The sequence below is a fragment of the Marinobacter sp. genome (assembly GCF_041984545.1).
In the GTDB taxonomy this organism is placed as follows: Bacteria; Pseudomonadota; Gammaproteobacteria; order Pseudomonadales; family Oleiphilaceae; genus Marinobacter.
On record NZ_JBHIXV010000043.1, the window covers coordinates 1 to 22,275 of the forward strand.

General features: G+C 61.1%; 22 protein-coding genes. 13 read left to right on the forward strand and 9 right to left on the reverse strand.

The features are described 5' to 3' along the window. Positions 1-1,038, forward strand: a 1,038-nt coding sequence (locus tag ACFC20_RS15870) for a 3'-5' exonuclease (protein ID WP_375193858.1), incomplete at its 5' end; no start/stop codon positions are given. 234 nt (positions 1,039-1,272) lie between these two features. Here the strand turns inward: ACFC20_RS15870 and ACFC20_RS15875 are convergent. Continuing rightward, complete coding sequence (locus ACFC20_RS15875) at positions 1,273-2,070, reverse strand: undecaprenyl-diphosphate phosphatase (RefSeq protein ID WP_375183027.1); 798 nt, start codon at positions 2,068-2,070, stop codon at positions 1,273-1,275. Between the two features lie 129 nt (positions 2,071-2,199). Beyond that, positions 2,200-3,270: an ACR3 family arsenite efflux transporter gene (gene arsB, locus ACFC20_RS15880; RefSeq protein WP_375183026.1), complete on the reverse strand. Its 1,071-nt coding sequence runs from the start codon at positions 3,268-3,270 to the stop codon at positions 2,200-2,202. 89 nt (positions 3,271-3,359) lie between these two features. Between arsB and ACFC20_RS15885 the strand changes: the two genes are divergently transcribed. The 5 genes from ACFC20_RS15885 to ACFC20_RS15905 all read left to right on the forward strand — a co-directional run bounded on the left by ACFC20_RS15885 (position 3,360) and on the right by ACFC20_RS15905 (position 8,782). Next, positions 3,360-4,124, forward strand: coding sequence for a metalloregulator ArsR/SmtB family transcription factor (locus tag ACFC20_RS15885; RefSeq protein ID WP_375183025.1), 765 nt, complete (start codon positions 3,360-3,362; stop codon positions 4,122-4,124). Between the two features lie 46 nt (positions 4,125-4,170). Next, the gene (locus ACFC20_RS15890) at positions 4,171-5,175 is read left to right on the forward strand and encodes an ArsJ-associated glyceraldehyde-3-phosphate dehydrogenase (RefSeq protein WP_375193859.1); all 1,005 of its coding nucleotides are present in this window, start codon (positions 4,171-4,173) and stop codon (positions 5,173-5,175) included. A gap of 1 nt (position 5,176) precedes the next feature. After that, on the forward strand, positions 5,177-6,370 hold the full coding sequence (gene arsJ / locus ACFC20_RS15895; protein ID WP_375193860.1) for an organoarsenical effux MFS transporter ArsJ: 1,194 nt from the start codon (positions 5,177-5,179) through the stop codon (positions 6,368-6,370). Between the two features lie 95 nt (positions 6,371-6,465). Beyond that, positions 6,466-7,650, forward strand: coding sequence for an MFS transporter (locus ACFC20_RS15900; RefSeq protein ID WP_375183022.1), 1,185 nt, complete (start codon positions 6,466-6,468; stop codon positions 7,648-7,650). A 4-nt stretch (positions 7,651-7,654) separates the two neighbouring features. Further along, entirely contained in the window at positions 7,655-8,782 is a 1,128-nt protein-coding gene (locus tag ACFC20_RS15905; RefSeq protein ID WP_375193861.1) for a DUF3524 domain-containing protein, read from the forward strand. 4 nt (positions 8,783-8,786) lie between these two features. On the opposite strand, the gene ACFC20_RS15910 is transcribed toward ACFC20_RS15905, so the two are convergent. Further along, positions 8,787-9,191 (reverse strand): acyl-CoA thioesterase, encoded by a 405-nt coding sequence (locus tag ACFC20_RS15910; RefSeq protein ID WP_375183020.1) that lies wholly within the window; start codon positions 9,189-9,191, stop codon positions 8,787-8,789. A gap of 193 nt (positions 9,192-9,384) precedes the next feature. Here ACFC20_RS15910 and ACFC20_RS15915 point away from each other — a divergent pair, with 193 nt between their 5' ends. From ACFC20_RS15915 to phoU, 5 genes are all read left to right on the forward strand, one after another. Beyond that, positions 9,385-10,437, forward strand: a complete 1,053-nt coding sequence (locus ACFC20_RS15915) for a substrate-binding domain-containing protein (protein ID WP_375193862.1) — start codon at positions 9,385-9,387, stop codon at positions 10,435-10,437. A 138-nt stretch (positions 10,438-10,575) separates the two neighbouring features. After that, positions 10,576-11,964, forward strand: a complete 1,389-nt coding sequence (gene pstC / locus ACFC20_RS15920; protein WP_375193863.1) for a phosphate ABC transporter permease subunit PstC — start codon at positions 10,576-10,578, stop codon at positions 11,962-11,964. Beyond that, positions 11,957-13,231: a phosphate ABC transporter permease PstA gene (gene pstA / locus ACFC20_RS15925; RefSeq protein WP_375193864.1), complete on the forward strand. Its 1,275-nt coding sequence runs from the start codon at positions 11,957-11,959 to the stop codon at positions 13,229-13,231. Before pstC ends, pstA begins: the two co-directional genes overlap by 8 nt. A gap of 11 nt (positions 13,232-13,242) precedes the next feature. Next, positions 13,243-14,130, forward strand: coding sequence for a phosphate ABC transporter ATP-binding protein PstB (pstB, locus tag ACFC20_RS15930; protein ID WP_375193865.1), 888 nt, complete (start codon positions 13,243-13,245; stop codon positions 14,128-14,130). Positions 14,131-14,163: 33 nt separating this feature from the next. Beyond that, entirely contained in the window at positions 14,164-14,886 is a 723-nt protein-coding gene (phoU, locus tag ACFC20_RS15935) for a phosphate signaling complex protein PhoU (RefSeq protein ID WP_375193866.1), read from the forward strand. Between the two features lie 331 nt (positions 14,887-15,217). Here phoU and ACFC20_RS15940 read toward each other — a convergent pair whose 3' ends face one another. From ACFC20_RS15940 to mnmH, 5 genes are all read right to left on the reverse strand, one after another. Then, the gene (locus ACFC20_RS15940) at positions 15,218-15,583 is read right to left on the reverse strand and encodes a histidine triad nucleotide-binding protein (RefSeq protein WP_375193867.1); all 366 of its coding nucleotides are present in this window, start codon (positions 15,581-15,583) and stop codon (positions 15,218-15,220) included. A gap of 33 nt (positions 15,584-15,616) precedes the next feature. Next, on the reverse strand, positions 15,617-16,912 hold the full coding sequence (locus ACFC20_RS15945) for an FAD-dependent monooxygenase (RefSeq protein ID WP_375193868.1): 1,296 nt from the start codon (positions 16,910-16,912) through the stop codon (positions 15,617-15,619). Positions 16,913-16,994: 82 nt separating this feature from the next. Next, complete coding sequence (locus tag ACFC20_RS15950) at positions 16,995-17,552, reverse strand: aminoacyl-tRNA deacylase (RefSeq protein ID WP_375193869.1); 558 nt, start codon at positions 17,550-17,552, stop codon at positions 16,995-16,997. Positions 17,553-17,713: 161 nt separating this feature from the next. After that, on the reverse strand, positions 17,714-18,547 hold the full coding sequence (locus tag ACFC20_RS15955; RefSeq protein WP_375193870.1) for a mechanosensitive ion channel family protein: 834 nt from the start codon (positions 18,545-18,547) through the stop codon (positions 17,714-17,716). 141 nt (positions 18,548-18,688) lie between these two features. Continuing rightward, entirely contained in the window at positions 18,689-19,792 is a 1,104-nt protein-coding gene (gene mnmH, locus ACFC20_RS15960; RefSeq protein ID WP_375193871.1) for a tRNA 2-selenouridine(34) synthase MnmH, read from the reverse strand. A 119-nt stretch (positions 19,793-19,911) separates the two neighbouring features. On the opposite strand from mnmH, the gene ACFC20_RS15965 reads away from it, so the two are divergent. Then, positions 19,912-20,565 (forward strand): methyltransferase, encoded by a 654-nt coding sequence (locus tag ACFC20_RS15965; RefSeq protein ID WP_375193872.1) that lies wholly within the window; start codon positions 19,912-19,914, stop codon positions 20,563-20,565. Positions 20,566-20,991: 426 nt separating this feature from the next. Here ACFC20_RS15965 and ACFC20_RS15970 read toward each other — a convergent pair whose 3' ends face one another. Next, a complete protein-coding gene (locus tag ACFC20_RS15970) occupies positions 20,992-21,423 on the reverse strand; it encodes a VanZ family protein (protein WP_375193873.1) in 432 nt (143 codons plus the stop codon). Positions 21,424-21,521: 98 nt separating this feature from the next. Between ACFC20_RS15970 and cysZ the strand changes: the two genes are divergently transcribed. Then, complete coding sequence (gene cysZ, locus ACFC20_RS15975; protein WP_375193877.1) at positions 21,522-22,271, forward strand: sulfate transporter CysZ; 750 nt, start codon at positions 21,522-21,524, stop codon at positions 22,269-22,271. The last annotated feature ends 4 nt before the right edge of the window (positions 22,272-22,275 follow it).

Below are 22,275 nucleotides of genomic sequence, written 5' to 3' on the forward strand. Positions count from 1 at the left end.
GAAGAATCGCTGATGCGCCAGGGGATCCCATATCGGGTCTATGGAGGTCTGCGTTTCTATGACCGCCAGGAAATCCGAAACGCCCTGGCGTACCTGAGGCTGGTCCAGTATCGCCGCGACGATGCAGCATTTGAGCGAGTGGTGAACGTGCCGCCCCGTGGCATAGGCGCAAAAAGTCTCGCTGAACTTCGGGAATACGCCACCGAGCAAAGCATCTCCCTGTGGGAATCCGCCGAGCGGCTGCTGGACGCCGGACAGGTGAAAGGCCGGGCCAAAACCGGGCTGCAGTCTTTCATTGCCATTATCGAAGGTCTCTCCGAAATGGTCGGCGATGCGTCTTTGCATGGCCTGATGAAGCAGACCATCGAAAACAGCGGACTGAAGGACTATCACGCCAGCGAGAAAGGCGAGAAAGGCCAGGCTCGGGTGGAAAACCTGGAGGAACTGGTGAATGCCCTGTCGGAATTCATTGCCCAGGCGGCTCTGGATGCCGGTGAATCTCAGGCCGAAGACCATGAAGATAGTGTTCAGTTGATGACATTGCACTCCGCCAAGGGCCTGGAATTCCCACTCGTGTTCCTGGCCGGCGTGGAAGAGGGTCTGTTCCCCCACGGCATGTCCCTGGAAGAGCCGGGTCGCATGGAAGAGGAGCGCCGACTGGCCTACGTGGGCATAACCCGGGCCATGAAGAAGCTGGTACTCACTTACGCCGAATCCCGGCGTTTGTACGGTCAGGAAAAGTTCAACGCGTTGTCCCGGTTTGTGCGGGAGATTCCGGGCGACTGTCTGCAGGAAGTGCGGCTGCGAAATACCGTCACCCGTCCGGCCATGGTCGAGCGTCCGAATGAGAGCATGTTCAGCCAGGATTCGGCGCAGCAATCAGGCTTCAGCCTGGGGCAACGGGTACGCCATCCCAAGTTTGGCGAGGGCATCGTGATGAATTCCGAGGGCACCGGGCACCATACTCGGGTGCAGGTGAACTTTGATGAGGGCGCCAAGTGGCTGGTTCTGGCGTATGCGCCTTTGGAGGCCTGCTAGTTTGGGTGCGTGCACAGGGTTGGGGTGGCCTTTCCAAAACACGCTCCTTGCGGCACCCCTCCGGGGTCCAGCCTGCAATCACAGATTGCAGTCGTTCGGCTGTCGCATGAAGCTTCGCTTCATAAGCGCTCGGCCTCACCCATGTGACGCTTGGGCTCCGCCATCCATGGCTCCGCACAGTTTTGGAAAGGCCACCCCAACCCTGCGCTTCAGACTCTTTGCTGGGCGCCGCGTTTACATAAGAACTGCGTAAATCACACCCGCCAGAACAATCCGGTAGATCACATACGGCCACATCCCCACCTTGTTCAGCCACTTCAGGAAGAAGTGGATCGCTGTGATGGCCATCAGGAATGAGGTTACTCCGCCGATCAGGAAGCCACTCCAGTCCACCGCAACATCCGAAGTTGCCACTTCCAGCAGTTTTACCGCCGACGCCAGCACGATAATGGGAATTGCCAGCAGAAACGAAAAGCGGGAGGCGGTTTCCCGGGTCATGCCCAGGAACAGGCCGGCGGTGATGGTAACGCCGGAGCGGGAGGTGCCGGGGACCAGGGCCATGGCCTGGGCGACGCCGACGAGGACGGCGTCTTTCCAGTTGAGTGTGTCCAGGGTGCGCTGGCGTTTGGGCAGCCAGTCTGCAACGCCCAGCAATAGGCCGAAGAACAGGGTGGTGAAGAAGATGACTTCCACGGCCCGCAGTTCGTTGTCGATCATATCCAGCAGTGCCAGGCCGGCCAGGCCCGCCGGGATGGTGCCCAGCACCAGGTACCAGGCCAGGGCGCCCTGGCCCACGATTTTGCGTCGCGAGACCGAGATCAGGCCGTCCCGGGCAATGCCGAAGACGTCCTGGCGAAAATACAGCACCACGGCCAGCAGCGTGCCCACGTGCACGGACAGATCAAAACCCACGCCCTGATCGGTCCAGCCGAAAAGCGCCGGCGTGAGAATCAGGTGGGCGGAGCTGGAGATGGGCAGAAATTCGGTCAGTCCCTGGAGAAGGCCAAGGAAAAGGGCCTGGAAAACGTCCATTGCGTGGGTTCCGTCGGTGTCAGTGCATCGGAGATGTGGCGGCGATATTAGCAGGCAGGCGCGGGGCTGAACAGGGCGTGGAAGTGAGCGCAACGCGGTGATCAAAAGCCAGGGACTGGCCGGTGTATCCTAGGTCGGGAACCGGTCCCGGGTCTGGTTGGCAATGCGAACCAGCACCAGCATCAGTGGCACCTCCACCAGAACCCCGACGACAGTTGCCAGCGCGGCACCGGATTGCAGGCCGAACAGGGCAATGGCGGCGGCCACGGCCAGTTCGAAGAAGTTGCTGGCACCAATCATGGCGCCCGGCGCTGCGATGCAGTGGCGTACTTTCCAGAGCCTCGCCGAGCCGTAGGCCAGGAAGAAGATCAGGAAGGTTTGAACAACCAATGGTACGGCGATCAGCAAGATGTGCAGGGGATTGTTCAGGATCACTTCACCCTGGAAGGCGAACAGCAGCACCAGCGTGACGATCAGTGCCGCCGGGGTGACCGGGCTGAGCCGCTTCATGAACACATCGTCATACCACTGCTGACCGTGGCGCGAAATCAGGAAGCGCCGGGTCAGGTAGCCGGCGGTTAGCGGAATCACAATATACAGCACCACGGATAACAGCACGGTATCCCAGGGCACCTGGATATCGGAAATGCCCAGCAGGAACACCACAATCGGGGCGAAAGCGAACAGCATGATGATGTCGTTGAGCGATACCTGAACCAGAGTGTAGGCGGCATCACCTTTGGTCAGGTAACTCCATACGAACACCATGGCGGTGCAGGGCGCCGCACCCAACAGGATCGCTCCGGCCAGGTACTCACTGGCCAGTCCCGGCGCGATCCATGGTTCGAAAACCACCATCAGGAAGAACCAGGCTATGGCGAACATGGTGAAAGGCTTGATCAGCCAGTTGACGATGGTGGTGACCGCCAAGCCTTTCGGTTCTTTCCGTACACCGACCACTGCACTGAAATCAATCTGCGCCATCATCGGGAAAATCATCGCCCAGATCAGAATAGCGATAGGGATGGAGACCTGCGCGTATTCGAAACGGGACAGGGTTTCCGGCACCACAGGCACGAACTGGCCGAGGGCCACGCCGGCGATGATGGCCAGGGCCACCCACAACGACAGGTACCTTCCAAAGAGATCCATGCCTTCGCCGTAGCCCTCCTTCTGGGCTGTGTCTGGGTTGGTCGTCATGTTGCCCCAATTCCTTTACTCGTGAAGATGCGGTGACTATTATGCACAAATATAGATATGCGTGAAAACGAATATATGGAAATTCAGATATGAAGCGCCGTGTTTTATTCGTCTGTACCGCCAACAGTGCCCGTTCTCTGATGGCAGAAGCCTTGCTTAGGGATATGGCTGGAGACCGCTTTGAAGTGGCCAGTGCCGGTACCGAGCCTACCAGGCCTCACCCGATCGCACTGCAGGTGCTGAAGGAAGCCGGAATATCCACTGAAGGCCTGCATAGCAAGCAGTTGGCCGAAGTGCAGAGGCAATACTGGGATTATGTCATCACCCTGTGCGAGAAAGCCGCAAACGAGTGCGGTACGGTCTGCCAGCCCGCTCAGCAGATTGCCTGGGATTTTGCCGATCCGGTGCCGGCAAATCGCCACGCCACCTTTGCCCTTACTCTCAAGGAAATCAGGGAGCGCATTGCGCTGTTCGCGCTGGTCCACCAGAAAGAAACCGGAGCGAAACCCGCCAGCTATGAGCCGGTCACGGTGTTCAAGGCTCTGGCCGACGATTTTCGCCTTGCGGCGCTGTTACTGATCCGCAGCCAGGGACAACTCTGCGTCTGCGAGCTTACCGAAGCTTTTGAGGCGCCCCAGCCAAAGGTCAGCCGGCATCTGGCCACCTTGCGGGATGCGGGCCTGCTGGCAACAGAGCGCCGTGGTCAGTGGATCTATTATTCCCTGAACCCTGGCATTCCGCAGTGGCTGGGTCGGGTGCTGGAGGAAACCGCCAGCCAAAACGGCGGATTGATAGAGAATTCACTTGCGCGATTACAGGCCATGGCAGACCGCCCGTCTGTTCAGTGCCTGTAGTGGCGGCGCGGTTTTATCTACGGAACAGGTTTATCTGGAGCAGACTATGAGCAAGATCAAAGTAGGCATCAACGGATTCGGTCGCATTGGCCGCCTGGCACTTCGGGCCGCCTGGGGCTGGCCCGACATGGAGTTTGTGGCGATCAACGACCCGGGCGCCGATGCCGCCACCCTGGCGCACCTGCTGAACTTTGACAGCGTGCATGGCCGCTGGGCGCATGAGGCGGAGTCCGACGGCACCGCCATCGTGATCGGCGGCCAGCGAATCCGTGTAACGCATAATAGAACCATCGGTGAAACCGACTGGTCCGGCTGCGATCTGTTGATTGAGGCCAGCGGTGTAAATCGGAAGGTAAACGTGCTGCAGGCCTATCTGGATCAGGGCGTGAAGCGGGTGTTGGTGACTGCGCCGGTGAAGGAGCCTGGTGCCAAAAACATTGTGGTGGGCGTGAACGATGATATTTTCGATCCGGCCAACGACCGTATTGTTACCGCCGCCTCCTGTACCACCAACTGTCTGGCGCCGGTGGTCAAGGTGATTCACGAGAAGCTGGGTATCAGGCACGGCTCCATCACCACCATCCACAGCCTGACCAACACCCAGACCATCATCGATGCGCCTCACAAGGATCTGCGCCGGGCACGCGCCTGCGGCAGCTCACTGATCCCCACCAGCACCGGCTCGGCAACGGCGATTATCGAGATCTTCCCGGAACTGAAAGGTCGTCTGGACGGTCATGCGGTGCGAATTCCGCTTACTAACGCGTCACTGACCGATTGTGTCTTTGAAGTGGAGAAGGCCACGGACCGTGAAACTGTAAACAAACTGCTCAAAGACGCGGCCGAAGGCGAGCTGAAAGGCATTCTGGGCTATGAAGAGCGCCCGCTGGTTTCAATTGATTACAAGACCGACCCGCGTTCGTCTATCGTCGATGCCCTGTCCACCCTGGTGGTCAACGGCACCCAGGTGAAACTCTACGCCTGGTATGACAACGAATGGGGCTACGCCAACCGCACCGCCGAGCTAGCGCGCAAGGTGGGTGCTGCCTGATATGACGGCCGCCATCCGCCAGTACCTGGTGATCACCGGCAACTACTGGGCCTTCACGCTCACCGATGGCGCCCTGCGGATGCTGGTGGTGCTGCATTTCCACCAGTTGGGTTACTCGCCCCTGGCCATCGCCCTGCTGTTCATCTTCTACGAGTTCTTCGGGGTGGTGACCAACCTGGTGGGTGGCTATCTGGGCGCCCGCTGGGGCCTGAACCGCACCATGAACATCGGGCTGTTCCTGCAGATTGTAGCGCTGGCCATGCTGGCGGTACCGGCGGCCATGCTCACGGTACCCTGGGTGATGGCGGCCCAGGCGCTTTCCGGGATTGCCAAGGACCTGAACAAGATGTCCGCCAAGAGCGGCATCAAGTTGCTGGTGCCCGACGAGCAGCAGGGCACCCTCTACAAGTGGGTAGCGATTCTCACCGGCTCCAAGAACACCCTGAAAGGCGTCGGCTTCTTCCTGGGTGGCGTGTTGCTGATGGCCGCGGGTTTCAAGGGCGCTGTGAGCATTATGGCCGTGGCGCTGGGGCTGGTCTGGCTGGCCAGCCTGTTCCTGCTGGGGCGGGACCTGGGCAAGAGCAAAGCCAAACCGAAGTTCCGGGAAATCCTGTCCAAGAGCCGGGCCATCAACGTGCTGTCCGCCGCCCGAATGTGTCTGTTCGGAGCCCGGGACGTCTGGTTTGTGGTGGCCTTGCCGGTGTACCTGCACACGGTGTTTGGCTGGGATTTCTGGCAGGTGGGCGGCTTCATGGCCGCCTGGATCATTGGCTACGGCTTTATCCAGACCCTCGCGCCGCGCATGACCGGCAACCAGGAAGGCAAACAGCCGGCGGTGTTCTGGGCCACGGCGCTGGCGCTGATTCCGGCCGCGATTGCCATGGGCCTGGCGCTGGGTTGGTCGCCGCAAGCGGTCATCGTTGGTGGGCTGCTGCTGTTCGGGGTGGTATTTGCCGTCAACTCGTCCCTGCACAGTTATCTCATCGTGAGCTACGCCAGGGGCGATGGCGTGTCGCTGGATGTGGGCTTCTACTACATGTCCAATGCCGCCGGCCGCCTGCTGGGTACGGTCCTGTCCGGTTGGGTTTACCAGGCCTGGGGGCTGGAGGCGTGCCTGTGGATCTCATCGGCCCTGGTGGCCGCGGCAGCCCTGTTGTCGGTGAGGCTGCCCGCGCGCCGGCCGGTACCGGCCTGACGGTAGAGAGACCAAAGTAGGATGGGCGTTCTGGCCGGTGCCAGCTAGGCTGTTGCCATCACGCGATCAAAAAAGACAACAACAAGACAACGACCATGACCAACCTGCTGAAACGTTATCCACTGCCCGTCATCGTTCTGGCTCAACTCTTTGGCACGTCGCTCTGGTTCAGCATCAACGGCGTTTGGCTTTCGCTCTCGGCGCAACTGGGACTGACGGAAAGCGACCTGGGCCGGTTGACCCTGGCGGTTCAGGCGGGCTTTATCGCCGGTACCCTGACCATCGCCGTGACTGGCCTGGCGGACCGCTTTGGTGCCAGCCGGATCTTTGCCCTGTCGAGCCTGCTGGGAGCCCTGGTCAACGGCGGGTTCATTTTTGCCGCCGGTGCGCCGCCGTTGGATTTCGCGCTTCGGTTCGCCACTGGCCTCTGCCTGGCCGGCATTTACCCGCTCGGTATGAAAATGGTGATCGCCTGGACGCCCAGGTACGCCGGCGCCGCCCTGGCCTGGCTGGTGGGCATGCTGACCCTCGGGACAGCCCTGCCTCACCTGATGCGCGGGGTCACCCTGGGCATGCCCTGGGAGTGGCCACTGATGACGGCCTCCTGCCTGGCGCTGGCCGGTGGAGCCCTGGTGTTGGTACTGGGCGATGGCCCCCACCTGCCCAGGAGCAATGGCCGACTGCCACTGAGCCAGGGATTGGCGGCCCTGCGAATGCCGCAGTTCCGGGCAGTGGCCGGTGGCTACTTCGGCCACATGTGGGAGCTCTATGCGTTCTGGACCCTGGTGCCCCTGCTGATTGGCCGGGAACTGCAGCGCCTGGGGCAGAGTGATGCCTGGATCCCGTGGCTGTCATTTGCGGTGATCGGTATTGGAGCGGCTGGCTGCGTGGGTGGTGGCCGGCTCAGCCGGACCCTGGGCAGCGAATGGGTGGCCCGACGGGCGCTGACGGTCTCCGGCGCCTTCTGCCTCGCCTATCCCTGGTTGGGCGGTCTGCCGCCGGTGTTGCTCATTCTCCTGCTGATCGTCTGGGGTATTGCCGTGGTGGCCGATTCACCACAGTTCTCGGCACTGGCCTCGGCCACGGCGCCGAGGGAATCGGTCGGGTCGTCCCTGGCGGTGATGAACGCCGTGGGGTTCGGGCTGACCCTGCCGGCGATCTGGCTGACCAGTGGTCTCTGGGCAGAGTTGGGCAGCGGGGTGGTGTGGTTGCTGATTCCCGGGCCGGTGTTCGGTCTCTGGTCCCTTGCCCGCTATCGGAAGCAGGCCGCGGTTTCCTAGGTTTATGTCTGAGACGCTGCCGCCAAAGGGCGCCCTTCCACGAATTCTTGTGCTTTCTGCCTACGATGCCGCCAGCCACCGGCGCTGGCGCGAGCAGATCAAGACCCTCTGCCCGGATTACGACTGGCACCATCTGGCGCTGGCGCCGCGGTATTTCCGCTGGCGTATTCGTGGCAATCCCCTGAGCTGGCTTAACGAGCCACTGGTAAAGCAGCGCTGGGATCTGGTCATCGCCACCTCCATGGTGGATCTGGCCACCCTGCGCGGCCTCAACCCGCACCTGGCGGCCACGCCCTGCCTGCTGTACATGCACGAAAACCAGTTCGCGTTCCCGGTGTCCAGCGGCCAGAACGCCAGCGTCGATCCCCAGATGGTGAATCTTTACAGCGCCCTTTCGGCCGAACAGGTGGTGTTCAACAGTGCCTGGAACCGGGACAGCTTTTTGTCCGGTGTGTCCACTTTCCTGGACCGGCTGCCGGATCAGGTGCCCCGGGAACTGGTGGACCAGCTTAGGCACAAGGCCCGGGTGCTGCCGGTGCCCATAGAGGACCGGCTGTTCCTCGACCGTCCGGCGCGGCCTTTACCCGCCAGACCGCATCTGCTCTGGAACCATCGGTGGGAGTATGACAAGGGGCCAGAACGGCTACTGGGGCTATTGCAGGTGTTAAGGCAGCGATCGATTCCGTTCCGGCTCAGCGTGGTGGGGGAGCGGTTCCGCCAGTATCCGAAGGTATTCGACCAGATACGCGAGGCGTTCGACGGGCGGATCGATCACTGGGGCTATCTGGAAAACCGGGCAAGCTACGACCAGCTTCTGAGCCAGGCAGATGTCGTGGTTTCCACGGCCCTGCATGACTTCCAGGGTCTGGCGATGCTCGAGGCGATGGCTTCGGGCTGCGTGCCACTGGCGCCAGACCGGCTTGCCTACCGTGAGTACGTGCCCGGGTCTTGCCGATACGCCAGCCATGACCAGGAGCCCGGGCGGGAAGCCGAGGCCGCCGCCGATCAACTGGCGTGCCTGATGGCCGGCCGTCCGCCCGAATGTGTGCCGCAGGCGTGGAGGGCAAGCCGGCTGGCCGCGGATTACCGGTCGTTATTCGATCAGATGATCGCCGGGCAGGCGCCCGGCTGACGGATCAGAGTCCCTGGTCTGGCACTTCCCGGATACGACCGTGCTCATCAATGGCGACGTAGACAAACAGGCCCTCGGTGACCTTACGGGGAGTCCTGGCGGTGCGGTCCAGGGTCCAGACCTCCACGTTGATTTTCATGGAGCTTCGGCCGATGTCTACCAGCTCGCAATAGCAGCCCACCTGTGAGCCGACCCGCAGCGGCGACAGGAATTCCATCCTGTCCATCGCCACGGTGGCGTTGCGGCCCTGGGAGATACGACCGGCCACGGTGTTGGCGGCCAGATCCATCTGCTTGACCAGCCAGCCTGCGAACACATCGCCATTGGCGTTGGTGTCTGCGGGAAGGGGAATGACCTGGAGCGTCAATTCGCCCCTGGGCGTGGGTTTGTCATCGTCGAATGCTGTCATCGTACTGCCTCAGCGCATGCCTGGAATTGTTGTTCCCCGCATGGTAACTGCCTTGCGCGCCGCTGCAAGCAAATTTCAGTTTTCCCAACTATATTTCAGAGACTGTAACAAAGTTGTCACAGAGTGCCATTAGTCTGCACCCATCGGTAAAAGACATCCGACACAACGTCCAAACCAATAATGGAGACTCGACGTGACGAAACTGAACAAAGCACTCGCGACCGTTGCACTGGCCGGCTCGGTGGCCGCCCTGTCCGCACCGGCCATGGCCCGTGACACCATCAGCATCGTGGGTTCTTCCACGGTTTATCCGTTCGCCACTGTGGTTGCCGAGCGTTTTGGTGCCAACTCGGATTTCCCGACTCCCAAGCTCGAATCCACCGGTTCCGGCGGCGGTCTGAAACTGTTCTGCCAGGGCGTGGGGCTTCAGCACCCGGACATCACCAACGCTTCCCGTCGCATGAAGCCTTCCGAGTTTGATCTGTGCCAGGGCAACGGCGTGAAGGACATCACCGAGTTCCGCATCGGTTCCGACGGTATCGTGATCGCCAGTTCCAAGGAGGCCAAAAACCTCGAAATCACCCTGGAGCAGCTGTTCCTGGCCCTGGGCAAGGAAGTGCCCAACCCCAAGAACGAAAACGAGTTGGTTGCCAACCCGTACAAGAAGTGGAGCGACATTGACTCCAGTCTGCCGAACAAGCCGATTCGTGTGATGGGTCCGCCCCCGACATCGGGTACCCGTGACTCCTTCAACGAGCTGGCCCTGCAGGGTGGCTGTGAGGATCTGCCGGCGGTTGCCAACATGAGCGAAGACGACATGGAAGCGGTCTGCCAGAGCATTCGTGAAGACGGCGCCTTTATCGAAGCCGGCGAGAACGACAACCTGATCGTGCAGAAGCTGATCGGCGATACCGACATGTACGGTGTGTTCGGCTACAGCTTCCTGGAAGAGAACGCCGACCGACTGCAGGCCGCCACCCTGAACGGAGTGGTTCCGACCGCCGAGGCCATTGCTGCGGACGAGTACCCGGTGGCCCGTTCCCTGTTCTTCTATGTAAAGAAGGCGCACGTTGGTGTTGTTCCGGGCATTGCCGAGTATGTGGCTGAATTCACCAGCCCCGGCGCCATGGGCCCGAACGGCTACCTGAAGAGCGTGGGTCTGATTGTGCCCCCGCGCGATGCCCTGATGCAGCTTCAGGACAAGGCTGAAAACATGCCGAACCTGGCGAAAGACGAGCTGATGTAAGCCCGGCTTTCACGCCAGACGAGCAAAAGGGTGCGGCTCTTCGGGGCCGCACCCTTTCGCACGTCAGGGTTCCGGGTGCGAACCGGTACCCGACCCTTTACACTTGAGACCTGCTAAACGTGCCAAACAGGAACTTTCATGCAACCGGCTAACCTCATGCTATTGGTCATCGTCTGTATCGCGGTGGCCTATGGTCTTGGATATGCCCGCTCCCGCTCCCTGGCCATGCCCATGGGCGGTATCCGGCATCTCAAATCGCTGCCGTTCTACTACGGTGCCCGCGCCGCGCTCTGGTGCGGTATTCCCGCGCTGATTGTGCTGGCCCTCTGGGCCGCGTTTCAGGGCAAAGTTATCCAGCTGCTGGTGATTGGTTCATTGCCGCCAGAGTTGGTACCCGAGGGCGAAGGGCAGGCCAGTCTTCTACTCAGCCAGATCAGTAACGTGGCCAGCGGCGCGCTGCCGCCGGGCTTTGTCGAAGCGCCGGTGGCGGAAGCGGCAGAACGACTGAAATCACTGCGCGCCCAGAGCCGGCTGTACATGACGGTGCTGGTGGTTGCGGTGGCGGTACTGGCGGGTTTCCTGGGCTGGTTGCGCATTCGTCCGACGCTGAACGCCCGAAGCCAGGTGGAAACGACGTTGAAGTGGATCTTCTTCGCCTGTGCGGCGCTTGCCATTCTCACCACCGTGGGCATTGTCTTCTCGGTTGCTTTTGAAACCATCCGGTTTTTCCAGAAAATTTCGTTCTTCGAGTTTTTCTTCGGCACCCAATGGAGCCCCCAGACGGCACTCCGGGCCGACCAGGTCGCGGCAGAAGGTGCCTTCGGCATGGTGCCCCTGTTCACCGGCACCCTGTTGATCTCCGCCATTGCCATGGTGGTGGCGGTTCCTGTGGGTCTGCTCTCGGCCATTTACCTTTCGGAATACGCGAACAAGCGGGTCCGGGGAATTTTCAAGCCGCTGCTGGAAATGCTCGCGGGCATTCCGACCGTGGTCTACGGCTTTTTCGCCGCGCTCACCGTGGCGCCCTTCATCAGTGATTTTGCCGCATCCCTGGGGATTGACGCCTCGTCCCAGAGCGCCCTGGCGGCCGGCGGTGTGATGGGCATCATGATCATTCCCTTTGTTTCGTCACTGTCGGATGACGTGATCAACGCCGTGCCACAGAACCTCCGGGACGGCTCACTCGCGCTGGGCGCCACCCAGTCCGAAACCATGAAAAAGGTGATCTTCCCGGCGGCATTGCCCGGCATTATGGGGGGAGTTCTGCTGGCGGTTTCCCGCGCCATTGGCGAAACCATGATCGTGGTCATGGCCGCGGGCCTTGCCGCCAACCTGACGGCCAACCCGCTGGAGTCAGTCACCACGGTGACCGTGCAGATCGTCACCCTGCTCACCGGTGACCAGGAATTCGACAGCGCCAAGACCCTGGCGGCCTTCGCCCTGGGCGCCATGCTGTTTGTGGCGACACTGCTGCTCAACGTCATTGCTCTGAAAATTGTCCGCAAATATCGGGAACAGTATGACTGATCAACGTACCCAGGCGGAGATCGTCCGCCAGTCGCTCAAGCGTCGCTACCGCAAGGAGCGCCGTTTTCGCGCCTACGGCATGGCAGCCATCGCCATTGCCCTGGGCGCCCTGGTGATCCTGTTTGCTGACATCATCGGCAAGGGTCACAGTGCCTTCGTGAAAACCACTATTACCCTGGACGTGAACATCGACGGCGAGGCCATGTACCTGGACGATGCCTCGGATGCGCGTCAGATGAAAATGGCGGATTTCGTGGAGCCCCTGGTGCGGGCCCTGATGCAGGAGATCCCCGACGCCGGCCCGTCTGATCGGGACGAAGTGCGCGACCTGATCAACCCCTATGCGGGCAATCAGCTGCGGGAGGCACTCAAGAACAACCCGGATCTGCTCAACACCACGCAGACCATGACGTTTCTCGCCCATACCGACGTGGATGTCTACGTCAAACACGCCGGCGACGAGGCCTACTCCATCAAACTCAACGAACAGCAGCAGGCCTGGGTGGATAGGTTGTACGAGCGGGGCGTCATTGATACCTCGTTCAACGACGTGTTTTTTAAAGGTGGCGACTCCCGGGACCCTTCAAGGGCGGGCATTCTCGGGGCCATTGTCGGCTCTCTGCTGACCATGGTTGTGACGTTGGCGCTGTCGTTCCCCATCGGCGTGGCTGCGGCGATCTACCTGGAGGAGTTTGCCCCCCAGAACAAGCTGACTGACTTTATCGAGGTCAACATCAACAACCTGGCAGCGGTACCGTCGATCATTTTCGGCCTTCTGGGTCTGGCGGTGTTCATCAACCTGTTTGGCATGCCGCGCTCGGTTCCCGTTGTTGGCGGCCTGGTGCTCACCCTGATGACACTGCCCACCATCATCATCTCGAGCCGCGCCGCCATCAAGAGCGTGCCGCCCTCCATCCGGGAAGCGGCCGAGGGCATTGGTGCCTCAAAGATGCAGGTGGTGCTGCACCACGTACTGCCCCTGGCCATGCCGGGCATGCTGACCGGCTCCATCATCGGCATGGCCCAGGCCCTGGGCGAGACCGCGCCGCTGCTGCTGATCGGCATGGTGGCCTTCATTGTGGATGTGCCCGAGGGCTTCTTCGATTCGGCTACCGTGCTGCCGGTGCAGGTGTTCCTGTGGGCGGGCAGCCCGGAACTGGCCTTTATTGAGCGTGCGTCAGCGGCCATTATGGTGCTGCTGACCTTCCTGATTGGTATGAATGCATTGGCCATCTGGCTGCGCAAGCGACTCGAGCGCCGGTGGTAAGGAGGAATTTGATGAATAAGCTGAATGCAACCGTGACCAGCGAGGCGGAACAGCCAGAAGAGGCTAACATTCCGGTTCAGGAAGAGCGGCCCGCGGAGACCACGATCGCGGAAGGCAAAACCGTAGGCCACCCGTTCTCTGACGATCCCAAGTTCAAGCTCCGTAATGTCGAGGTGTTTTATGGCCAGGATCGCGCCATCAAGAACATCAGTCTGGATATCGGTCGCAATGAAGTAATCGCCTTCATCGGGCCCTCCGGCTGCGGTAAGTCCACCTTCCTGCGCTGCCTGAATCGTATGAACGACAGCATCGATATCTGCCGGGTCAAAGGTTCCCTGCAACTGGACGACCACGACATCTACGATCCCAAGCGGGATGTGGTGGAGCTCCGTGCCCGGGTGGGTATGGTGTTCCAGAAGCCGAACCCGTTCCCTAAATCGATCTACGATAACGTCGCCTACGGCCCCCGTATTCACGGCCTGGCGAACCGCAAGTCGGATCTGGACGACATCGTCGAGAACAGCCTGCGCAAGGCTGGCTTGTGGGACGAGGTCAAGGACCGCCTGGATGCCACCGCTACCGGTATGTCTGGCGGTCAGCAGCAGCGCCTGTGTATTGCCCGCGCCATTGCGGTGAGCCCGGAAGTGGTGCTGATGGACGAGCCATGCTCGGCCCTCGACCCGATTGCCACGGCGAAGATTGAAGAGCTGATTGCGGAGCTGTCCGAGAGCTACACCATAGTGATCGTGACCCACTCCATGCAGCAGGCGGCCCGGGTTTCCCACCGCACAGCCTATTTCCATCTGGGCCATCTGGTGGAAGTGAACGAGACCAACAAGGTGTTCACCTCGCCGGAGCATCAACTGACAGAGTCCTACATTACCGGCCGTTTCGGCTGATTCCGGACCCGAGGAATTTTGGAGAAGAACAGTATGCCAACGAAGAAGGACGACGTTTACGGAGATCACATCTCCCACAAGTTCAATGATGAACTCATGGCGCTCAAGACCGAGTTCCTGAAAATGGGCGGCATGGTGGAAGCCCAGGTTGAGAACGCGATTCAGGCCCTGGTTGACGGTGATGGCCACATGGCCGATGAAATCCGCGCTAACGACAAGAAAGTCGACCGGATGGAGATCGAGATCGATGAGGAAGCCACGCTGATCATCGCCCGCCGCCAACCGACTGCGCGGGATCTGCGGCTGGTCATCTCGGTAATCAAGATGGTGGCCGATCTGGAGCGGGTCGGTGACGAGGCCAAGAAGATCGCCAAGCTGGCCATTAAACTGCAGGAAGAAGGCCAGGCCCCCCGGGGCTACGTGGAGGTTCGCCACATTGGCACCCACGTGCTCAGCATGCTCCACGATGCCCTCGATGCCTTCGCCCGACTGGATTCCGAGCAGGCGTTGCGGATCATGAAGGAAGACAAGCGCGTTGACGAGGAGTATCAGGCGGCGGCCCGAACCCTGCTGACGTTCATGATGGAAGACACCCGCAACATCTCACGGTGCATGTCGGTGATGTGGGTGCTGCGTGCCCTCGAGCGTGTGGGCGACCACGCCTGCAACATCGCCGAGAACGTGATCTTCATGGTCAAAGGCGAGGACGTTCGGCACACGCCGGTGGAGGAAGCCGAGAAAGTCGTCGGCCGCTGATTTTATTTGGCTGCGGAGTAGGGCCGCCGTGTGGTGCGGCTTTCCGGGACCCGCTCGAGCCGTCCCTGGTCGCTTGACTTTCGCCATCCCTGGCGAAAGACAGTCCCGGAAAGCCGCACCACACGACGTCCTGCAGAGCCTTGAGTTCAGCCCACCAGATTATATGGTGGCTGGGTAGAATATTATTGTGCAGTTTGGGCGAGCGGGCCGGTACTGCTGTTTGGGACTATCTTTCGCCAGGGATGGCGAAAGCTAAGCGCGCATGGATGCCTTGAGCGTGTCCCAAACAGCAGTACCGGCCCGATTGCTTCCCCCCAAGGTCCGTAAACAATCAGGCCTGCTTCATCCTATCGGTATAAGGCGGCCATCCCAGTGGCTTGCCAGCCAGCACATGCAGGTGGATGTGGAAAACCGTCTGCCCCGAGTTTTCGCCGCAGTTCATCACCACTCGATAGCCGTCGTCAGCAAATCCCTGCTCTTTGGCAATCTTCGCCGCCACCACATACAGGTGCCCGACCAGTTCGCGGTCATCTTCGGTGATGTCGTTGATGGTGGCGATGGGCTTCTTGGGGATGACCAGGAAATGCACCGGCGCCTGAGGGTTGATGTCGCTGAACGCCAGGCTGAGGTCGTCCTCGTAGAGGATGTCGGCGGGGATTTCCCGGTTGATGATCTTGGTGAAAATCGTCTCTGACATACGGGCTCCTTGGTGTTTGTTCGGGTTGTCGGGTTACAACTGGCCCAGGCCGGGTAACCGGGCGGCGAGCTGTCGCACAACGGGTGGCAGTTCGTCGTCGATACCCATGGCGTACCGGGCCACCCGGTTTCGGGCGAAGGGCAGGGCGCGGGCGGCGCCCAGGCCCAGGTTTCGCAGCAGGTGCACGGGCGGTATCCGGTTACTGAACAGATGGTAGAACAGGTCCATGGTCATCATCATCCGGCGGTTGGCAGGGCGGCGCTGCTGTTCGTAGCGGGCCAGCCAGCGTTCGGAGGAAAGGTCGTCGCCGGCCCGTTTGGCTTCACGCAGTAGCATCTGCAGGCACTGGGCGTCCTGGAAGCCCAGGTTGACCCCCTGGCCGGCCAGGGGGTTGATGGTGTGCGCGGCATCGCCGGCCAGAACCACGCGGCCTGCGAAATAGTGTTTGGCATGCTGGCGGGCAATGGGGAAGGAGGCTTTCCGGTCGATGTGCGTGAGCGGTGGTAAGTCGGCCGGGAAGCCGGACTGGATCTCCGCCATCAGCTCGGCGTCGTCCAGTGATTTCAGGTGGGTCAGTTCATCCGGTGCGTCGTACCAGACCAGCGAGGCCCAGCTTTCGCGCGGGTGGTTGTCGCCGGCGGTGTGCAGGGGCAGGAAGGCTCTGGGCCCGCTGGGGAGGAAGCCCTGCCAGGTGATGTCTTCCACCGGCCCCTGATAGCGCACCGAAATCACCATGGCCTGCTGGCTGTACTGGTTGCGGGTGGTGCCGATGCCCGCCAGTTCCCGGACCCTGGAACGGGCGCCGTCGGCACCGATAATCAGGGCGGCAGTCAGCGTCTGGCCGTCGTCCAGGGTGACCGTCGCCGAGTGCTCGTCCTGCTGCAGCGAAGCCACGCCCTGGCCATGGATGAGCGTAACCGAGGGCTGCGCCTCGGCACTCTGCCACAGCGCCTGCTGGGTAATGGCGTTTTCGACAATGTGGCCCAGATGCGGCGCGCCAAGCTCGCTGGCATCGAACGCCACTTCAGCCAGGCGACCGGGAATCAGGGTCTGCAGGGGATGACGGGTTTCGTCCCAGACCGCCAGCCGTCGATAGGGGGTGGCGCGCATCTGCCGTATGGCTTGCCAGGCGCCGAGGCTATCCAGGTAACGCTCACTGCCGGCACTCAGGGCCGAGACCCGAATGTCCGGGCGTTCGTCTGGATTGAACGAGGGGGGCGGTGCGCGGTCCACCACGGCCACATTGAATCCGGCCTGGCCAAGACCGGTGGCCAGGGCAGCGCCTACCATGCCGGCGCCGACCACCACGATATCAAAGGCTTGAGTCATATCGGTTTCCTGTCTGATGCGCCCAGTTTACGCGATGACAGCGGCCAGACAAGAGACCGGTTTCAAGCCGGTATAGCCAGGCTCAGTAACCGGCTGCGCCGGACACCCGCTCCTTGGCGACCTGTTCCGGCTGCCGGCGCCCCTTGGCCAGCCAGGCGGGCTTCTGGGCACCGGGTTTGGTGAAACCCTGGTTGAGTACCATGGGCTGCACGAGCGACAGGAAGTCGCTGGTTTTCATATGCACGGATTCAGTGTGACTGCCGGCGGCAAAGGCCAGCTCCGGTTGTTCCGTCAGGACTTCGGCGCAGTAGACCGTCATGCCGAAGAGATTGCCGAACGGGGGCATGGCCCCGACTTCGCAGTCCGGGAAACGATCCTGGAATTCCTGCTCATCGGCCAGATCAACGAAATCGGTGTCGAGTATCCGCGATAGTCTGTCCCAGCGGATGCGCCAGGTGGCGGGCATCACCAGCATGGCCATCTTGCCATCCAGCTCTATGATCACGGTTTTCACCACGCGGTCGCCGGCGATTTTCACATGGTGAGCCAGTTCCTGGGCAGTGAACGCGGGGGGATGGGACAGGCACATATACTCCACGCCTGCTTCGTCGAGGAATTCCTTCAACTGCTGTACCGGCATAGTGACAACCTCCTACCAGCAATGACAGCGTTCCGGAGCCTGTGATGGTTCAGGTGCCTGGCCCCGATGGGCTGGTGGGGCGCGAGGGCCCCACCATTACTGCTCAGCTTAGTTGAGGTTACGCAGTTTGCGAGTAACCGGATGTATCAATGAGAAACCGATCACTCGTGCTTGTAGAGATGCACGTCCCGCTGCGGGAACGGAATGGTGATATCTTCCTTGTCGAAGGCTTTCTTCACGCGCTCGTGCATGTCCCAGTAGACCGGCCAGAGATCGTCGGTCTTGGTCCACGGGCGCACGATGATGTTCACCGAGTTGTCACCCAGTGAGCCCACCGAAATTCTCGGCGCCGGCTCCGGCAGAACCCGCTCGTCTTCATCCAGCAGCTGTTTGATCACGGCCCGAGCCTTGTCGATGTCGTCGCTGTAGGAAATGCCGAAGGTCATGTCGCAACGACGGGTGTCGTAGAAGCTGACATTCACCAGCGTGGCATTGGACAGGCTGCCGTTGGGGATGACGATACGGCGGTTGTCGAAGGTGTCGACGATGGTATACAGAATGCTGATTTCGCGAACAGCGCCCAGGTAGCCCTGGGCTTCAATGGTGTCGCCCACCTTGAACGGCTTGAAGATCAGGATGAGCACCCCGCCTGCGAAATTACCCAGGCTGCCCTGCAGCGCCAGACCGACGGCCAGGCCGGCGGCACCGATGATGGCCACGAACGAGGTGGTGGCAATGCCAACCATGGACGCCACGGAGATCAGCAGCAGGATCTTGAGGATGGCGCCGATCAGGCCGCACAGGAACTTGTTAAGCGTCGGATCCTTCTTGCCGAGCTTGTTGTCCAGCACGCCCACGAAGCGGTTGATCAGCCACAGACCAACGACCAGCGTGACAACCGCCAACACCACCTTCGGGGCGTAGGTCATCACCAGGGCCATGGCCTGGTTCATGAGTTCCGAGGCACTGCCATCAGCGCCGAAAAGGTTTTCCATGGAGGACTCCTTGTTCATTGGTGTTTTTCATAAGTGTTCGAGAAACCGACAAAATCCTGCAGCCAGCTGATTTGCCATCCACTTGTTATAGCAGACGAGTATGTACTTTGTCTGGCGCAGGCCCTTTTTATGCCCGGGAGTCTACGTGCCCGAGTGAGCGTTGGCCCAGTCAGTAAGGGCCCGCGGGCCTCCGCGGACAAGAATCCTGCCTTCTTTCTGGCTCAGCTGGTAGTCGTACATGGGGTCGTAATAGTCTCGCAGCAGGGCCTCGATCCAGGCATCGTGGCCTTCTACCGTGCCTTCGGCCTGTTGCTGCTCAAGGGCCTGCTCCATCAGCGCTCGCAATTGCCGGTGCCGTTCACCGCCCAGGCGTTTGCGTATGCGGTCCAGGGCGCTGAGCAGGTAATCCCGGAAATTCAGCCAGCCGGCATCCCGGCCGTCGCGCTTGGTGTAATCCGCGAGCATGCCTTCCACATAGTCCTCGCGGATGATCGCCACGCGCTCTTCCATGGGCTGTTCCAGAATCATCAGTGGCGAGGCAGCCATGCGTGCCCGCAGCGATTCGGGCAGGGCACATCGGCCCACCAGGCGGCTTTCGTCTTCCAGATAGATGGGGCCGCCAACACGGTGGCACGCCTTGAGCATGGCCACGGCGAGGCGGTTTTCGAAGTCGATCTGTGAGGGCTGTGGCGTCACCTGGCGCCCGAAACTGGAGCCGCGATGGTTGGCCAGGCCTTCCAGGTCCACGGGGTTGGGCAACTGCTTGAGAACCCGGGTTTTGCCGGTGCCGGTGCGACCGCTGATGATGCGGAAGTCGCCCGACTCGATCCGGGCCTCGAGGCTGTCGATCAGAAAACGGCGCAGGGCCTTGTAGCCGCCCTTGACCAGCGGGTAATTGATGCCGGCGTCCCGGATCCATTGCTGGGTCAGCCGCGACCTCAAGCCACCCCGGAAACAGAACAGGAAGCCGTCGGGATGTTGCGCGACAAACCGTTTCCAGGCTTCAATGCGCTGGGCCTTGATGTCACCGGAAACCAGCTGGTGTCCCAGTTCGATCGCTTTGTCCTGGCCTTTTTCCTTGTAGCAGATGCCGACCCGGTGCCGCTCGTCGTCGTTCATCAACGGTGCATTGATGGCAGTGGGAAAGCTCCCGCGGGAAAACTCCACCGGTGCCCGAACATCCAGCAGCGGGACATCGTTCAGGAACAGGGCGAGGTAGTCGTCGGTGTCGGGTCTGCTGGCCATCTCTGGGTCTGGGGGTTATCAAGTGAAGGCCGGCAGTATAGCGAAAACCGCCCGCTTCTGCTCGTTCCGCCTGCGCTGGGCTACAATACCGGGCTTTCCGGAACCGAGGAGCTGCAATCATGCCGGCAGAGCGCCTGAATCATCATCTGCGCAAGACCCTCACACGCGGTCGTGTGGCGGTCTCCCGTCCGGCCGGTTGTCCGCGGATTGCCCTGCACCTGTTTGACCCCGGTGTGCTTGAGGGGCCGTTGTCCCATGAGGAGGCTCAGGCGGTGGTGGCGGAGCCCGCGTATTGGTCGTTCTGCTGGGCCAGTGGCCAGGTGTTGGCACAGTGGATTCTGGACAATCCGAACTGGGTGGCGGGCAAGCGAGTGCTGGATTTCGGATCGGGTTCCGGGATTGTGGCCATTGCCTCGGCCCTGGCCGGTGCCCGGGAGGCCATTGCCTGTGATACCGACCCGGCAGCGCTGGACGCCGCCCGGGCAAACGCGGAACTCAACGGTATTGAGATCGGCCTGTGTGACGATTGGGGCAACCGACCCGCCGGGCTGGATGTGGTGACGGCGGCCGACGTACTGTACGACCCGGACAACCGGCCATTGCTGGAGGTGTTTCGCACGGCCGCGGCAAGGGTGCTGCTGGCGGACTCCCGAATGAAGGTGCTTGGTGACGACGGCTACCGCAAGCAGGCAACCATCGAGGCCCGGACCTGGCCGGACTTGCATGAGTTTGAGGAGTTTAATCGGGTGCGGATCTACCTGGCCGGCGAGTGAACCCGGGGGTATTGAAAAAAATAAAGGGCAACGCGTGGTTGCCCTTTCGGAACAGGTCGGCGCCTCCTTGCGCATTGGGCAACAGCCGTGTTGCCAGATCCCTATGCCACTCCCTGGTGCCAGCCTCCGAGCCGGCAATCCGAATAGTTATCCCTTAAGCGAGGCGTCCCTGTGTCCTTGCCTCTCCCTGCACTCCGTGCCGGGGAGCATCCGATGCGGCGTCCTTTTCCCTGTCATCCCTGACGTAAACACTATAACAATCGGCTTTTGACAATCGTGTGAACTGTGCACGCTCGCCCGCACGATGCTTAGCCCTCAAATCCAATAAAATATGGTTATCAACAGGTTAGGTTTTCTTTTAGGGGTATCGGTTCTGCGCGCGTACGCAATGACACTGTGGGATCGCACACGTTTGTAGGAAATGTCTCACAAAGATTCGGGCGAACGTCTCAAGTCCGGGGTTTTGGTCTTGCGAACGCCGGGCCAGGGTAGCAGGCCGATGACGATACCCGCGCCGTCTGCCGCCAGATCGGCCAGGGAGAAATCCCGGTACGGCAGGGTCGCCTGGACCAGTTCGATGGCCAGGCCAAAGAACAGAAGACCCGGCACGAACCAGCGGGCACCCAGTTCGGGCCAGGCCAGGCGCGTCAGAATGGTGAGCTCGGCAAACGCGATCAGGTGGTTGATTTTGTCGCTGGGTGCCGACGGCACCGGGTACGGGTTGGCGGTGGTGGCGAGGAACGCAATGGCCAGCAGCGAGAGTACCAGAGCGCCACGCCAGAGTGGCCGGCAGTTCAGCACCCGGTTCAGCGTGGATCGAAGTCGGTGTCGGTCTGCTTGCGGACGATTTACTGCCATGTCTGGGAAGTCCTGGGTGCGCGCGGGCTGTGGGAACGGTATCAACATGATATGCTTTGCGGCCCGTCAATGTCATGGAAGCGGAGGTCCTGCCGGCGATGCTCAAGGGTAACTTTTTTCGTGGACTGGGCTACCTGGGTGAAGGTTTCCGACTGATCCGGCAGCCGGGTCTTCGGTTGTTCGTGATCATACCGCTGGTCATCAACATTCTGCTCTTCGGTCTTCTGTTCGTATTCCTTGGTGAGCTTTTCGCAGGCCTGATTGCCGCCGCCATGGCCTGGCTGCCGGACTGGGCCTGGTTGCAGTCGCTGGACTGGCTGTTCTGGATTCTGTACGGGGCGGTGATCGTGCTGATGCTGGCCTACGGCTTCGTGATAGTCGCCAATCTGATTGGCTCACCCTTTTATGGGTATCTCGCCGAGCTGACCGAGAAACATCTGACCGGCCAGGAAGTCAGTACCGATGAAAGCTGGGCGGCTATTATCAAGGACATCCCCCGGGCCCTCTGGCGGGAAGTACAGAAGATTCTTTATTACCTGCCCCGCGCCATCGGATTGCTGATCATCGGCCTGATTCCGGTGGTCAACCTGGTGGCCGCCGTGCTGTGGTTCCTGTTTAACAGCTGGATGATGGCGTTGCAGTACGTGGATTACCCGGCGGACAACCACAAGGTCAGCTTCCCGGCCCTGCGCCGTCTGCTGGGTGATACCCGGTTGTCGGCCTTCGGCTTCGGCCTGCCAGTGGCGCTGGCCGCCATGGTCCCGGTACTGAACCTGTTTGTGGTGCCGGCCGCTGTGTGCGGCGCTACGGCTTACTGGGTGCGTGAGAACGGCGCTACACGAACTTGATTGC

What these genes read in the sequence shown, in the direction of transcription:
- ACFC20_RS15875 (WP_375183027.1), bottom strand. Translation starts at nt 2,070, where the DNA reads ATGGACGTTTTCCAGGCCCTTTTCCTTGGCCTTCTCCAGGGACTGACC.
- arsB (WP_375183026.1), bottom strand. Translation starts at nt 3,270, where the DNA reads ATGACGACCAACCCAGACACAGCCCAGAAGGAGGGCTACGGCGAAGGC.
- ACFC20_RS15885 (WP_375183025.1), top strand. Translation starts at nt 3,360, where the DNA reads ATGAAGCGCCGTGTTTTATTCGTCTGTACCGCCAACAGTGCCCGTTCT.
- ACFC20_RS15890 (WP_375193859.1), top strand. Translation starts at nt 4,171, where the DNA reads ATGAGCAAGATCAAAGTAGGCATCAACGGATTCGGTCGCATTGGCCGC.
- arsJ (WP_375193860.1), top strand. Translation starts at nt 5,177, where the DNA reads ATGACGGCCGCCATCCGCCAGTACCTGGTGATCACCGGCAACTACTGG.
- ACFC20_RS15900 (WP_375183022.1), top strand. Translation starts at nt 6,466, where the DNA reads ATGACCAACCTGCTGAAACGTTATCCACTGCCCGTCATCGTTCTGGCT.
- ACFC20_RS15905 (WP_375193861.1), top strand. Translation starts at nt 7,655, where the DNA reads ATGTCTGAGACGCTGCCGCCAAAGGGCGCCCTTCCACGAATTCTTGTG.
- ACFC20_RS15910 (WP_375183020.1), bottom strand. Translation starts at nt 9,191, where the DNA reads ATGACAGCATTCGACGATGACAAACCCACGCCCAGGGGCGAATTGACG.
- pstC (WP_375193863.1), top strand. Translation starts at nt 10,576, where the DNA reads ATGCAACCGGCTAACCTCATGCTATTGGTCATCGTCTGTATCGCGGTG.
- pstA (WP_375193864.1), top strand. Translation starts at nt 11,957, where the DNA reads ATGACTGATCAACGTACCCAGGCGGAGATCGTCCGCCAGTCGCTCAAG.
- pstB (WP_375193865.1), top strand. Translation starts at nt 13,243, where the DNA reads ATGAATAAGCTGAATGCAACCGTGACCAGCGAGGCGGAACAGCCAGAA.
- phoU (WP_375193866.1), top strand. Translation starts at nt 14,164, where the DNA reads ATGCCAACGAAGAAGGACGACGTTTACGGAGATCACATCTCCCACAAG.
- ACFC20_RS15940 (WP_375193867.1), bottom strand. Translation starts at nt 15,583, where the DNA reads ATGTCAGAGACGATTTTCACCAAGATCATCAACCGGGAAATCCCCGCC.
- ACFC20_RS15945 (WP_375193868.1), bottom strand. Translation starts at nt 16,912, where the DNA reads ATGACTCAAGCCTTTGATATCGTGGTGGTCGGCGCCGGCATGGTAGGC.
- ACFC20_RS15950 (WP_375193869.1), bottom strand. Translation starts at nt 17,552, where the DNA reads ATGCCGGTACAGCAGTTGAAGGAATTCCTCGACGAAGCAGGCGTGGAG.
- ACFC20_RS15955 (WP_375193870.1), bottom strand. Translation starts at nt 18,547, where the DNA reads ATGGAAAACCTTTTCGGCGCTGATGGCAGTGCCTCGGAACTCATGAAC.
- mnmH (WP_375193871.1), bottom strand. Translation starts at nt 19,792, where the DNA reads ATGGCCAGCAGACCCGACACCGACGACTACCTCGCCCTGTTCCTGAAC.
- ACFC20_RS15965 (WP_375193872.1), top strand. Translation starts at nt 19,912, where the DNA reads ATGCCGGCAGAGCGCCTGAATCATCATCTGCGCAAGACCCTCACACGC.
- ACFC20_RS15970 (WP_375193873.1), bottom strand. Translation starts at nt 21,423, where the DNA reads ATGGCAGTAAATCGTCCGCAAGCAGACCGACACCGACTTCGATCCACG.
- cysZ (WP_375193877.1), top strand. Translation starts at nt 21,522, where the DNA reads ATGCTCAAGGGTAACTTTTTTCGTGGACTGGGCTACCTGGGTGAAGGT.